Origin of the sequence: Gallaecimonas mangrovi, from assembly GCF_003367375.1 — a bacterium.
Classification (GTDB): Bacteria; Pseudomonadota; Gammaproteobacteria; order Enterobacterales; family Gallaecimonadaceae; genus Gallaecimonas; species Gallaecimonas mangrovi.
Genome location: NZ_CP031416.1, coordinates 3688346 through 3702154 on the forward strand (window position 1 = coordinate 3688346; position 13809 = coordinate 3702154).

Annotated in this window: 10 protein-coding genes; 8 read left to right on the top strand and 2 right to left on the bottom strand. The window is 55.7% G+C overall.

Features of this window, described 5'->3' with window-relative positions; translation table 11 throughout:
• Positions 1-86: 86 nt before the first annotated feature.
• From DW350_RS19840 to DW350_RS17450, 4 genes are read left to right on the top strand one after another with little or no spacing between them, the layout of a single operon-like run.
• Positions 87-2165 (top strand): cellulose biosynthesis cyclic di-GMP-binding regulatory protein BcsB, encoded by a 2079-nt coding sequence (locus DW350_RS19840; RefSeq protein WP_336407011.1) that lies wholly within the window; start codon positions 87-89, stop codon positions 2163-2165.
• Positions 2158-6369, top strand: a complete 4212-nt coding sequence (locus DW350_RS17440) for a cellulose synthase subunit BcsC-related outer membrane protein (RefSeq protein ID WP_192954731.1) — start codon at positions 2158-2160, stop codon at positions 6367-6369. Before DW350_RS19840 ends, DW350_RS17440 begins: the two co-directional genes overlap by 8 nt.
• Positions 6362-6841 carry a cellulose biosynthesis protein BcsD gene (gene bcsD / locus DW350_RS17445; protein ID WP_115720160.1) on the top strand — a complete coding sequence of 160 codons (480 nt, stop codon included), beginning with the start codon at positions 6362-6364 and terminating at the stop codon, positions 6839-6841. The genes DW350_RS17440 and bcsD overlap by 8 nt, the downstream gene beginning before the upstream one ends.
• Positions 6834-7826 (top strand): family 8 glycosyl hydrolase, encoded by a 993-nt coding sequence (locus DW350_RS17450; protein ID WP_115720161.1) that lies wholly within the window; start codon positions 6834-6836, stop codon positions 7824-7826. Before bcsD ends, DW350_RS17450 begins: the two co-directional genes overlap by 8 nt.
• Here the strand turns inward: DW350_RS17450 and DW350_RS17455 are convergent.
• Positions 7816-8718, bottom strand: coding sequence for a LysR family transcriptional regulator (locus DW350_RS17455; protein ID WP_115720162.1), 903 nt, complete (start codon positions 8716-8718; stop codon positions 7816-7818). The two genes, DW350_RS17450 and DW350_RS17455, sit on opposite strands and share 11 nt — an antisense overlap.
• Positions 8719-8797: 79 nt before the next feature.
• Between DW350_RS17455 and DW350_RS17460 the strand changes: the two genes are divergently transcribed.
• Positions 8798-9184 carry an EamA family transporter gene (locus DW350_RS17460; protein ID WP_115720681.1) on the top strand — a complete coding sequence of 129 codons (387 nt, stop codon included), beginning with the start codon at positions 8798-8800 and terminating at the stop codon, positions 9182-9184.
• A 283-nt stretch (positions 9185-9467) separates the two neighbouring features.
• On the opposite strand, the gene DW350_RS19665 is transcribed toward DW350_RS17460, so the two are convergent.
• On the bottom strand, positions 9468-10436 hold the full coding sequence (locus DW350_RS19665; protein WP_226911351.1) for a S24 family peptidase: 969 nt from the start codon (positions 10434-10436) through the stop codon (positions 9468-9470).
• Between the two features lie 133 nt (positions 10437-10569).
• On the opposite strand from DW350_RS19665, the gene DW350_RS17470 reads away from it, so the two are divergent.
• From DW350_RS17470 to DW350_RS17480, 3 genes are read left to right on the top strand one after another with little or no spacing between them, the layout of a single operon-like run.
• The gene (locus DW350_RS17470; protein WP_115720163.1) at positions 10570-10839 is read left to right on the top strand and encodes a helix-turn-helix domain-containing protein; all 270 of its coding nucleotides are present in this window, start codon (positions 10570-10572) and stop codon (positions 10837-10839) included.
• Positions 10836-12854 (top strand): transposase domain-containing protein, encoded by a 2019-nt coding sequence (locus tag DW350_RS17475; RefSeq protein ID WP_115720164.1) that lies wholly within the window; start codon positions 10836-10838, stop codon positions 12852-12854. The genes DW350_RS17470 and DW350_RS17475 overlap by 4 nt, the downstream gene beginning before the upstream one ends.
• A gap of 13 nt (positions 12855-12867) precedes the next feature.
• Positions 12868-13806, top strand: coding sequence for an AAA family ATPase (locus DW350_RS17480; protein ID WP_115720165.1), 939 nt, complete (start codon positions 12868-12870; stop codon positions 13804-13806).
• Positions 13807-13809: the final 3 nt, after the last annotated feature.

Sequence of the window (13809 nt, forward strand, 5' to 3'; positions counted from 1 at the left end):
TCACCATTGTCGCTAACCGGGCCTGGGCGGCAGATGCCAGTTACCAGCGCGACATCAGTTTTAAGGAAGCCGGCCAATTTGGGCCGATGGCGGTCAGTGGTAATGGCAACAGCTCAGGCATTCACTTTTCACTGCGCCAAGACGAAATGGCCAGCACCGCTGACCTGGATCTGTCATTGAGCTACCCCGATGCCAAGTTTGCCGACAAAACCCATTTAGAAGTTTTGCTCAATGGCCAGTTGCTGAAAAACATCCCTTTAGACCCTTTCAGCGCTGACGGTATGGAAACCCATATCCCCATTGATGCGGCGCTGGTGCTAAGCCATAACGACTTGAACTTTAGGGTAGTGGGCCAGGCAGGCCCCCAGTGTGTGGATGAAGACTCGCCCCAGCAAAATGAAGTGCTGATCAGCAACCAGTCAAAGCTACAGTTCCAGCTGGTGCGGCTACCACGGCCCCGGGATTTGTCGATTTTCCCGGCCCCCTTCTTTGATGAAGGCATTATGGGCCAGGTAACGGTGCCACTGGTGCTGCCAGAGCACCCTAGCCAAACAGTGCTGGAAAGTGGCGCCATTTTGGCCTCTTACTTTGGCGAAAAGGCACAGTTTCGTACCGCTAGCTTCCCCGTAACTTTAAATGGCCTGCCCGACAACAACGCCATTGCCTTAGTGGTGGGGGATAACCTTGCCGGTGCGAACTTGCCGCCCCCAACAGGGCCGGAACTTCGCATCATCGACAACCCGTTAGACCCACTTTATAAAGTGCTGGTGGTGATGGGCCGCACCGATAGCGAAGTCAAAACCGCCGTCGAATACCTGCTCAGTGGCGCCGCGCTAAGCGGTCAAGATGTGGCGGCCAAAGCGGTAACCTTGCCCAAGCGCCAGCCCTACGACGCCCCCAATTGGGTATCAACCCAAGGTAGCACCCCCTTAGGCCAGCTTACCGGCCCCGAAGGCCTCGTTGCCCGTGGGCTGCACCATGGTGCCAATGAAGTTAACTTCCGGGCGCCACCTGACCTGTTCCGCTGGCGTGACCGTCCCATGTCAATGCAAGTGCAATACCTGTTCCCGGAAGGGAGCTGGATGGATGAACGCCGCTCCAAACTCAACGTTAGCCTTAATGGCCAATTCTTAGAGTCGCTGCCGGTCAATAACACCGGGATCTGGGCCTCGTTCTTGCACCTGTTGGGTAACGATGTGCGCCAGCAAAAAGCCAAGGTAGAGATCCCCTCTTACCTGCTTTATGGCGAAAACAAGTTGTCCTTTTACTTTGACCTACGATTGCACCCCGGTAGTGACTGTAAGCAAGTGCTGGGCACCAAAATCATCAGCAGGGTGCTACCCGGCTCCAGCCTTGATTTAAGTGGCTCAAAGCACTTCACCAAGCTGCCAAACCTGTCCTATTTTGTTGGCGCAGGCTTCCCCTTCACCCGTATGGCAGACTTGTCGCAAACCCTGGCACTGCTGCCCAGCAACCCCACCACACTGGAGCTGCAAACCTTCTTTGATTTGATAGGTCGCATGGGCCAAGACACCGGCTATCCGGCCTACGGTATTGAAGTCAGTAAAGGCGTTAAGGATCTTGACCAAACCGCCGGCAAGGATCTGTTGGTCGTCGGCAGCGTTGCCGATATCGACTCGGGTAATTTGCTGCAAAGTAGCCCCTTCCAATTTCGCCAAAACAAGCTGGCGTTAAAACCCATCACTATGGCTGATACTTGGAAACGGCTAATAAGTGGCGACTGGGGCCGACAAGATAAAGCCGCCAGCCGCCAGCTGGATGCCCAAGATAACTTCTTCGGCCTGGCCAGTTTTATCTCACCGGCCGACCAACACCGGGTGGTGGTGGTAGCCACCGCCAGTCAAGAGCAACAGCTGCCTGACTTGGTAGAACGCCTGCAACAACCGCAGGCCAGTAGCCAAGTGCACGGCGACTTAGTGCTCTTTCAAGACCAGCAAATTCGTTCTTACCGGGTTGGGCCTCGCGTCGGCACCGGCAAGATGTCATGGGAAATGAATCTGGGCTGGTATTTTGGAAATCACGTGCTGCAACTGCTGGTAATGATGCTGCTGTGCATCTTGTTAGGTGCAACCTTGATTTACCCCTATCTAAAACATCGTGCCAAAACGCGGCTGGCCCAAGATGAAGACAACCGTCATGAATAAATCGCTTTTGCTCACCTTCGCTCTTTCTTCACTGGCAGGCTCAGCCCTGGCAGCGCCACCGGTCGCCACTCCGGCGCCGGGCAACTTTGATGCGCTGTTTAAACAGGCTGATTTTTGGCAAGGAAAACAGCGCCAAGATCTCGCCAAAGACGCGCTGCGCCGCGTATTGGCCGCTGACCCTAATAACACTGAGGCCCTTTATCGGCTGGCGATGATCGCCGTGCAAGAAGGCAACAAAGTCGAGGCTCAGCAATATAGCGATAAGCTAAAAGCGGTTTCCCCTAACGACTCGCACCTTGAAGATATCCGCATTGCCGAAGCGTCAACGCACATGGACTCAGGGGCGCTGAACGAAGCGCGAGTTATGGCGGCCAGCGGCCAGTCAGAAGAAGCCATCAAGCGCTATAAAACCTTGTTTAGTGGCGATACCCCGCCCGCCACCTTGGCGGTGGAGTATTACCAAACCCTGGCCGGCACTAAAACCGGCTGGGATGATGCCCGCAAAGGCCTGGAAAAGCTGCACCAGCAGCAGCCCGGTAACACCCGCATTGCGGTGGCTTACGGCGAAGTACTGAGCTACCACCAGCAAACCCGCCGCCAAGCGATTGCCTTGCTCAAACAGTATGATGGCAAAGATCTTGAAGCCACCAAAGGCTGGCGCCAGGCTTTGTTGTGGCTTGATGCCACCAAGGCTGACAAACCGCTATATGAGGCTTACGAAAAGGCCCACCCTGGTGATGAGTCAGTCCCCAGCTATTACAAGAAAGCCACCACCTTAACGCCGGCGCAGCAGGCATCACAAAGCCGCGCCAATGGCTATCAGGCCCTTAATGCCGGCAAGCTTGCCAGCGCTTACAGCGCCTTTGAACAAGCCCTGTCTTACAACAGCAAAGACGCCGAGGCCCGTGCCGGTTTGGGTTTGGTAGAGCTCAAACGCCAGCAATTTGCCAGCGCCCGCCGCAACCTGGGTTTGGCCATGGCGCAAGCCCCAGCTGAGCGCCACAAGTGGCAGAAGGCGTATAACAGCGCCGATTTTTACGCCAGTCTGACCGAGGCCCGTAAACTGGCCGACAGCCGCCAGTACGACCAAGCCATGACGCTGGTTGAGCCCCTTACCGACGCCAGCGGTAGCCAAGCACGCGATGCCCAACTGCTCAAAGCCGATATTTTGCAAAAGCAGGGCAAGCTCGATGCCTCGGCGCATCTTTACCAGCAATTGCTGGATAACAACGCCAAAGACATTCCGGCGCGGGTTGGCTTAGTGAATGTGTTACGCCAGCAGCAGCGCTGGAATGACGCTAACCAAGTGGCTAATGCCCTGCCCAAATCCGCTCGCAAACAGTTAGGCGACATGGCCTCCGGCCAAGCGATGCTGCTGCGTGAAAAAGCCAAACTGGAACCGCCGGTCATGGCAGAAGCCACCCTGCGTGAAGCCATGAAACTGGCGCCGAAAAACCCTTGGGTCAGGCTGGACTTGGCAAGGCTGCTAAATAAAACCTCACGGCCATTGGCCGCCCAGGTAGTGGTGAATAAAGGGGTCGAAGACTACGGCACCGCTAACGATCGCTACGTGGCGGCGCTGCTGGCCAAAGATCAGGCCCGCTGGGGTGACGTTAGCCATCTGCTTGGCGAGGTAAAACCACAAGACCGTACCCCCCAAATCGACAGTTTGGCGGAAGAAGCGGCGCTGCAAGCGCGGCTTGATGAAATCAAGCGCCGCCAGTCGGTAGGTGACCGCGATGGCGCCCGCAAGCTCATCATGGATCTCTACAACCAGCCACCGAAAAGCGCAGCCGGTGTTGGTGAAGTAGCGTCGTTACTGTACGACAGCGGCGAACCGGCCATGGCGGTGATGCTGATTCGTCAAAATGACAAGCGCAAAACCACCGAACCGGTTGGCGACTATCAAACGCAAATTGTTACCCTGGTTAAGGCCGGTGACGACGAAGACGCCAACGATCTGTTGGCGAAACTGTCGCAGCGCCAAGACTTAACCCCGGCGGACTGGAAGGCCATTGAACAAACCCGCAATACCATGGCGGTGGTTAAGGCCGACAAGTTGCGTAAAAGCGAAAAGCTTGCCGACGCTTACGACGTGCTGGCAGCCAGGCTGCGGGTGGCGCCTAACGACGAAAGCCTGCTGCTGGCGATGGCAAGGCTTTATCAAAGCGGCAATAAAAATAAAAAGTCGCTGCAGATTTACCAGTACACCTTAAAACATAACCCCGACAGCACCAGCGCCCTGGAAGGCGGGGTGATGACAGCATTGGCGCTAAAAGACTTTGATACTGCCGATGATTTGATGGCCCAGCTTTCCACCGAGAAAGCCGAACAGCCCGAGATGTTGCTGTTGGCGGCCAAGGTTGCCCGCGCCGAGGGCGATAACGATACCGCCGTGGCGCTATTGGCCAAGGCCCGAGGCAAACTCTTTAAGAACCAGCCACAGCAACCTTGGCTGCAAGCAAGCGACAGCCAACCGGGCTATGCCAACCCCTTTGCCGACCAAAACGGCGCCAAGAAAGGGGCTGACAATCCGTTCCGCCGGCCAAGCTTCTTACCGGGTGGCGACGACCCCAGCAAAGAAAGCTCACCTTGGTATCAGGCCAGTAAAGACAGCAATGCGCAGCCGTCGCTGGTGGCACAAATCGACGCCTTGTCTGAAAAAATTCAACGTGACAGCGCCACGACATACAGCAGCGAGGTGCAGTTCCGCTCCCGTGACGGCGAATCGGGCCTGAGTAAACTTGACGAGGTTAAAACCCCGCTTACCTTGAACACCCAAGCCTTGGGCGGCCGTGTGAAGTTTGCCGTCACCCCCACCTACCTTAACGGTGGCGCCTTAACGTCCGGCTTTAGCCGCTTTGGGGCCGGAGCTATTTCTGATGGAGCCAGCAGTTTAAGCAGCTCCCTCGATGACCTTGATGACGTACTCGATAGCATCCAAGACACCGCTTATGACTATCAGTCAGCGGAGCAAGAATACGAAGATGCATACGCCATTTATGAGGCGTCGCTGACCGATTCTGACACCACCGCCATAGAGCAGGCTCAGTATTTGGCCAATGCCAATGAGGCAGAATTGGCGGCAGAAGAGGCGCAAACCACCTTTGAAGAAGCCGCTTCCCAAGACTTACTCAAAGCGATTGGCCTCGATACCAGCACCTTAACCTCTTCGCAGCAAACCCAGTTGGACAACTACCTGACCAAATACTTTGGCAGCAGTGACTTGTCGTTAGACAGCAGTAGCTTGTCGGCTTTCCAAACCAGCATGAGCACGCTGCAATCCGAAGTGGCCACCTTAAAAAGCCGCTTAAACAGCATTGCCGCACTCTCGAAAAACCCACCCGCCCAGCATGACGCCGGTGTCGGTTTGTCGCTGGCTTATAACTGGGAAAACCTCGGCTTTGATATTGGTACCACCCCCCTTGGCTTTGAGAGGGTTAACCTGATTGGCGGTATCGACTGGCAGCCGCAGCTTGACGATAACCTGCAACTGCAATTGAACCTGGCCCGCCGCCCGGTTACCGACAGCGTGCTGTCCTATGCCGGTACCACTGACCCTGTCACCGGGGAAACCTGGGGCGCCGTTACCAAAAACGGCCTGAAAGCTGGCCTTGCCTACGACGACGGTGATGTTGGCCTTTACGGCAGTTTAGGGGGTTACCTCTACACCGGTACCCGTGTTGCCAACAACACCTCGTTGAACCTGTCGGTGGGCGGCTATTTACGCCCCATCAACGAGAAAAACCGCCAGCTGCAGGCCGGTGTGAATGTGACTTTTGAAGGCTATGACAAAAACATGAGTAACTTCAGCCTTGGCCACGGCGGTTACTTCAGCCCGCAAGACTACGTAGCCGTTGCCTTCCCGGTCAGCTACAGCGAGAAGCACGATAATTTTAATTACACGCTGAAAGTGGCACCGGGGTTCCAAAGCTACACCGAAAATGCCGTGGACTACTTCCCGGATGACGACAACCTGCAATCGTTGCTGGAACTGATGACGGCTTTGGGCATAACCGACGCGTCAGCTTACCCGGCCAACAGCAAAAGCGGCTTTGGCCTGAGCTTTGATGCCGAAGGGCAATACCATTTCTCCCCGTCGGTCACGCTGGGTGGTAAGCTGGCCTTTGATAACTTTGGTGACTATAACGAGTCCACTGTTCTGCTCTATCTGCATTACTTGATGGGAGTAAAGAATGACTGACCCTTTGTCAGCCAACGACAACTATTTTGCTACTCGACATTGTCACCCGCAGTGGCGCCTGGTTCTAAGCGCCCTGTTCGATAAGCTGTTGCAATCGGTACCACAGGCAGAAGCACGCCTGTTTTTACATCAGGTGGGAGCAAACCTGGCGCTGGACTTGCCGCTGGGGGCGCAAGACACCCTCGACACCTTACAGGCGGCCATTAATAAACGCTGGGCTGAGCTCGACTGGGGTTTTGTTACCTTAACCTCTACCGAGCAATACCTTGAGATCCGTCATCACCATTGCCCGGTGCCCTATCATCAGGGCCGGGTTAGCGATGCAGCCAAGCAAAGCTTGGCCATGATGCTAGAAGGGGTTTATAGCAGTTGGCTAATGGCGCAAGGCGGCGAGCCCGACGTACAAGCGCAATGTGTTAGCCAGAACGACGATGTGGTATTGCATTACGGAAAGCAAAATCAAGATGCTTAAAACCTTGGGTCTTTGGCTGGCCATGGCCGTGGTCAGCGCCCCGGCGCTGGCCGACAGCGACTGGGCGCTCTACAAGCAGCTATACATAACCGATAACGGCCGGGTGCAAGATACCGGCAATCACAACATTAGCCATTCGGAAGGCCAGGGTTACGGCATGTTGCTGGCAGCCCACTACAACGACCAAACCACCTTCGACAACCTTTGGCGCTGGGCCAGAAGTAATCTCGGCCGCCACGACATGGCGCTTTTTGCCTGGCGCTATAACCCCGGCGAAACGCCCCATGTTGCCGACCAAAACGACGCCGCCGATGGCGACTTGCTCATTGCTTGGGCGCTGTATAAAGGTGGCCAACGTTTTGGCAACAGCAATTACCTTAATGCTTCCAAACGTATCCGCCACGCGGTGCTGGACCACCTGGTACACAGCTACGGCGGTTATACCGTGCTATTACCGGGCCTTAAGGGCTTTACCGGTAATGGCTATATCGACATTAACCTTTCGTACTGGGTGATGCCGGCTATCAACGACTTTGCAACTGCCGACAGTGACCCGCGCTGGCAGCAACTATTGGCAAGCGGCGAAAAACTGTTGGCAGACAGCCAGTTTGGTGACGCACAGCTACCCACCGATTGGATAAGGCTAACCGAGGGCGGCCAACTGTCACCGTCCCCCAACTGGCCAAGCCGTTTTGGCTTTGACGCAGTGCGGGTACCGCTTTACTTCTATTGGGCCGGGTTAAAAAACAGCGCAGCGCTAAAACCCATTCTGAGCTTTTGGAAACTGGCAGGCAGCAAGGCCCCAGCCTGGTTTGATGTCAAAACCGGTGAACAGGCGCCGTACCCAGCCTCTCAAGGCCTAAAAGCGGTGATCGCCCTTAACGAGCAACAACACCCAACACTGCCGCCGCTTTCCAGCAAAGGCGATTACTACAGCGCCTCGTTATTGCTGCTGAGCAAAATCGCTGAATTTGCTACCCCTTAACAGCCAGGATTTGGGCGCGTAGCCAACACAGGCCCGGCTCTTGAGCAAAACGCGGGTGCCAGGCCTGTACCAAGGTAAATTGCAGGCTCTGCTGGGCAATGGGATAGCAGAAAAGGCCATGCTGGCGGGCATAGAGTTCAGCCACCGCCGTGGGTAAGGCAACGCACAGCGCCGTGGCTGCCAGCACTCCAGGCAGCGCCTGAAAGTCCGGTACTTGCAGGCGTACCCGCCGCTCAATACCTTGTGCTTTTAACCAATTATCCAGCAGCAACTGACTGTGACCCCAGTCCGAGGGGTAAATGTACTCCAGCGCCGCCAACTGCTTGGCGGTTAGCGGTGTTGCTAGCACTTGGCCTGACAATAAACTCACCGATTCAGTGACCAGCCGCTGCTGCTGCAAAGCGCTCGAAAGCTGCGCCGGCTCGGTAAAACCAATCACCAGATCCAGTTCGCCTTGCTCCAGCTCGCGCTGATAATCCGAGTCGCCCAGCACCCGTAACCTCAGGCTTACCCCCGGCGATTGTGCCAGCAGTCTTGGCATCAGTTTCGGCAGCAGCACCATGTCGAAATAGCTGCCCACCGCCAGGGTAAAGCGGCGCTGGCTACTGGCCGCATCAAAGGCACGGTTTTCATTTATTGCCGCCTCAATGGTGGCCAGCGCCTCGGCAAAGGCTGGAGCCAGGGCGGCAGCGCGCGGTGTGGGTGCCATACCGCTTGGGCCAGCAACAAATAAAGGGTCATTCAGTTGGCTGCGGCAACGTGCCAGCGCGTGCGACACCGTCGATTGCGACAGGTGCAGTTTTTTCGCTGCCTGAGACACCGAACGGCACTGCATTAAGGCATCGAAGACTTTTAATAAGTTGAGATCCAACTGCATATCGATATTGGCCATACATGAATGCTAACAATTCATTTTAACCATAACCGCTCTCACCACTACAATGCCGCCCGACAGCAGTAAGGGCGCTATTGTGTTTAAAAATATGCTTTTTTTGGCCGGCATTGGCCTGATTTGGGGTTCGCAATTTATCTTCCAGCAACAGGCAGTGGCGGCGCTGCCAGCGGTTTGGGTGGGCACCGGCCGGGCCGTGGTGGGCGCTATTACCCTTTGGGTGTTATGCCAGCTTTGCGGCCTAAAACCACAACAGCGCCAATGGTGGCGCTACCATGTGATTGGCCTGTTAGAAGCCACCATTCCCTTTGTTGCCGTGGCCTGGGGCCAGCAATATCTTGATACGGCGGTGGCCGCTATCTTGATGGGCACCATTCCCTTTTTCGCTATCGTCTTAAGCCCTTTGCTGATAAAAGGCAGTAAGGTCACCCTGGCCGGTTTACTGTCGGTGCTGCTGGGTGTATAGGCTCTTGAATAGTGATCAGTAAGAGATTAAAGCGAGAATAAATGAAATTTGGCGAAAATTCGCGGGACGAAATTCAGGCGTGATGCGGGTTTGTGGGGAGTTTAGCGAGGGGCGGCCATTGATGGCTGCCCTTTTTTGATCGGGCGGGGAGTTTGATCAATGCCACGCTGGTGGCTGCGTTTTACGCTTGTGTTTTGAGCACTGACTGAGGGGGTTAAGACTGGCTTCAAACAGGTTTTAAAAAAGGGCGATAAACGCCCTTATAACCTCTAGGTTAGGATACTTAATCACCGACATCTTTGGCGATATGCACCACTTGGCCTATCACCTGAAAGTTGTGCTGCTCATCTTTGGGCACCACTATTTCAGGGTAAACAGTGTTATCTGATAGCAACACCCACTTGTCGAGGCGCTGTTGGAAGCGCTTCACCATCAGAGAGTCATCTTGCCTAAACACGTACATGTGGCCGTCTTTTGGCGTTTTCCTGGCCGTGTTTATAACCAGGCTATCGTTGTTGCTGATCGTTGGGTACATGCTGTCGCCTTTGGCCCAAACAATAACCAAGTCCTTTTCTGCAAAACCTCTGAAAGACAGCCATTTACGCCTGAACGCTAAATGCCGAACAGGAGGCTGATCGTCGCCGTTGAAGCTGCCATGTCCAGCTGATACCTGGACCCGGTAACCAGGGATAAGCGAGAACTCTGTCATGAAGTCGGTGCTGGGTTCGTAGCTCGCAACCGTGTCTCTTACTTCAGATGCCTTTTTTAAGGCATCCCTAGCCTGTGATGGCAACAACGCTATGTGATACTCCGTTGCTCTGGAGCCAGCACGCTTGCGCTTCATGGCCGTGTCGCCTGCTACGAGCTGGTCCAGCTCTTCCCGTGCACGCCTATCCGTTGTTGGCATACCAGGCAACCCAGCTACCTCAGCAGCCGTTACCCATTCCAGATCATGCTTAGGTTTGCTCTTTGGGTGTCTGTTTTCGTCACCAAGAGCAAGCCAATCCAACGACACCCCGCCACCCTCAGCCAAAGCAATAAGGCTGTCCAGCGTCGGCTTACTAACGCCAGACATGTAGTTATGCAGCTTGCTGTAGGACATGCCAATGTCACGTGCAAACTGCCGCCCACCTCCGGCCTCATTAACCAGCGTTCTCAGTCTGGTGATGAATAGCTCAGTTCCTTTTTCGCTATCAACAATAGGAACTCCGTTCCTTTTCTCATTACCCTGTTCCTTTTTTTCGTCATTCATTGCTGTATGGCCTCTAGCGACTGGTCCTTTCCTTGGAAACCAATTTCATTAAAAGGAACAAAAAGGTATTGACCTGTTCCTTTTGATGATCAAAACTCGTTCCTAAGTTTGATAATCCAAACGAGTTATTAAGATGCATAACAAACAAGAATCGCAGAATTTTCCCAAAATGGGAACTCCCATCAAGGATATGCACCGTGCTGACATAATTGCTGCACTGAAAAAACGTGGAACATCACTCAGTGCACTCTCACGCGACAACGGGTTGTCTTCAGGAACTTTAGCTAATGCCATGGCTCGCCCATGGCCAAAAGGCGAACGGATTATCGCTGACGCTATAGGGCTGGAAGTTAGCGAGATTTGGCCAAGTAGATACCAAGAACTTCAAGGAGAGAGCGCATGACACAAGGTTGTGAATGGCTCTCTGCCGCTGAACTAACTGGATTAGCTGACTTGCCTGGTACCGAGCGAGGCATGCGCAAATCCCTCGACCGCTTGGCCGAGGCCTGCCCGGAGAAAAAGCGCAAACGTAACGGCACCAAGGCCTTTGAGTATCACTACTCACTGCTGCCGGAACATGCCCGTGCAGCACTGCTAAAGCGGCTTGGCCTGGTGCAACTTGGCAACCAAACCTTTGCCGCTCCTAAAACCAAAGCTCAGCGCTATAGCCCCGAGGCACTGTGGTCGAATTGGGAACGGGCCGGAGACAAGGCCCAGGCCAAAGCCGCCGAGCGCCTGGAGCTGGTTAACGCGGTAGCGATGATGGTGCAGTCAGGTACCAAGCTGATGGACGCTTACCAGTTTGTGGCTGACAACTTCAACGCCGCTTTACCGACGCTGCGCCGCTATTGGGCGATGGTTAAAGATATTGACCAAGCCGACTGGGCACCGGCACTGCTGCCAAAAAACAAACTGGTAGCGCAGAACATTAAAGACCAACGCCGTGCCGATGTGAGCCCCGAGGCGTGGGACTACCTAAAAGCCGATTACCTGCGCCTGGAGCAGCCCACCTTTAGTGCCTGTTACCTACGCACCTGCGCCGCTGCCAATAAGCACGGCTGGCAAGTGCCCAGCGAAGACAGCTTGCGCCGCCGCCTTGACGCCGAAGTGCCGCACGAACACCAGGTGCTGCTGCGCCAGGGTGAGCACGCCTTAATGCAGCTTTACCCGCCCCAGCAGCGCAGCGTGCTGGATGTTTCTGCCATGGAATGGATCAACGGCGACGGCTACCAACACAACGTGTTTGTGAAGTGGTACAACGGCGAAGTGATCCGCCCTAAAACGTGGTTTTGGCAGGACATTCGCACCCGCAAAATCATTGGTTGGCGCACGGATATCAGCGAGAACACCGACATGATCCGCCTGGCGCTGCTGGACGTGATCGATAACTACGGTATTCCCAGCCACATCACCATCGATAACACCCGCGCTGCCGCCAACAAGTGGCTGACGGGCGGTGTGCCTAACCGGTACCGGTTCAAAGTCAAAGCTGATGATCCGCTCGGGCTTATCCCAATGCTGGGCATCAAGCTGCACTGGACGTCCGTTTTCTTTGGCAAGGGTCATGGCCAGGCCAAGCCTATCGAACGCGCCTTTGGTGTGGGCGGCATGGAAGAAATGGTGGACCTGCACCCGCTGCTGCAAGGCGCCTATACCGGCGCCAATCCCATGGCCAAGCCTGATAATTATGGTGAACGGGCGGCCACGGTAGCCGAGTTTGAGCGGGCTCTGGCTGAAGGCGTGGCGATGTTTAACGCCCGCGCTAACCGCAAAACCGAAGCCTGCCGGGGCGTACTGAGTTTTGATGCAGCCTTTGCTGAAAGTTACGCCGATTCCACGGTGCGCAAAGCCAGCAGCGAGCAACGCCGCCTGTTGCTACTCAGCGCCGAGGCGGTGCGCGTGAGCAAGTACGGCACCATTACCTTGGATGCGGGCGGCAAGATAGCCCAGCGCCAGAACCGCTACCACCACGAAAGCCTGCTGGCCATGGTTGGCCAAAAGGTAGTGGTGCGGTTTGACCCCGACGCGCTGCACAGCAGCGTGCACCTCTACACCCTTAATGGTCTTTACCTGTGTGAAGCCTCGTGCCTTGAAAAAGTCGCGTTTGGCAGCCGCAGCGAGGGCCGCGAGCACGACCGCAAGCGCAAGCAATTTGTCCGGGCGAACAAGGACGCCGCCAGCGCCCACCAGGCAATGTCAGCAATGGAAGCTGCCCAACTGTTACCCGAGCCAGAACACCCCACCACGCCAGCCCCTGCGGCCAGCGAGCTTGTGCACCTGCGCGAAGGTAACACCCTAATCAAAACCGCCACCCGCGTTAAAGCCGCCTCAGATGCCGTAACTGACATTGATACCGAGACTGCCTTTAACCGGGGCGTTGCCCAACTGATGGCGCAACGCAACAAAAATCGTCTTTAAGGGAGAGCACACCATGAACGTTGTTGAACTGAAAACGAAAGCCGCCAACACCATCGAGCAGGTAAAAACACTGATTGAAGCGGGTGATACCAATGGATCTGCGGTTGCCCGCGCCATTGGCGTGAGCCCCGCGGCCATAAGCCAAGTGCTTAAAGGGAACTACAAAGGCGATACAGACCGCATCGTTAAGGCGCTGGCCAAATGGCTTGAACTGCGTAATACCCGCACCAGCACGTTGCCCGCTGCTCCTCGGTTCGTGGAAACCCAAACTGCGAGCAACATTTTTGGTGCGTTGGGTTATGCCCACGCCGCCGAAACCATCAGCGTGGTGTATGGCGCGTCAGGGGTAGGTAAAACCACTGCCGCCCGTGAGTATGCCAAGCAGCACAGCAACGTGTGGCTGATCACAGCCTCACCCAGCTGCGCCACCACAACTGAAATCCTCTTCGAGTTGGCACTGGAGCTGCGCATGGACGATGCACCTCGGCGTAAGGGCCAGCTTAGCCGCGCCGTTAAACACCGCCTGCAAGGCACCGGTGGCATGGTGGTGGTGGACGAGGCCGACCACCTTGAATACGCCGCGCTGGAAGAGCTGCGCATCCTCCAGGAGCAAACCGGCATCGGCATGGTGCTGATGGGCAACAACCGGGTTTACACCCAGCTAACCGGTGGCCGCCGCAGCGAGGATTTTGCCCGGCTGTTCTCCCGCATTGCCAAAAAGATGGGCGTGCACAAAGCCAAGCAAACCGACGTCAACGCAATAGCAGCAGCCTGGGGGCTCACCGATAAGGCCGAGCAAGCGCTGCTTCAGCAGATCGCCGAGCGCCCCGGCGCCCTGCGCATCCTGAACCAAACCCTGCGCCTGGCCGCGATGCTGGCCGGTGGTAGCGACCAACCCCTGGGCGAGCAGCACATCCGCGCCGCGTTCAAAGACCTCGAAGGCAACGAGTAAGGA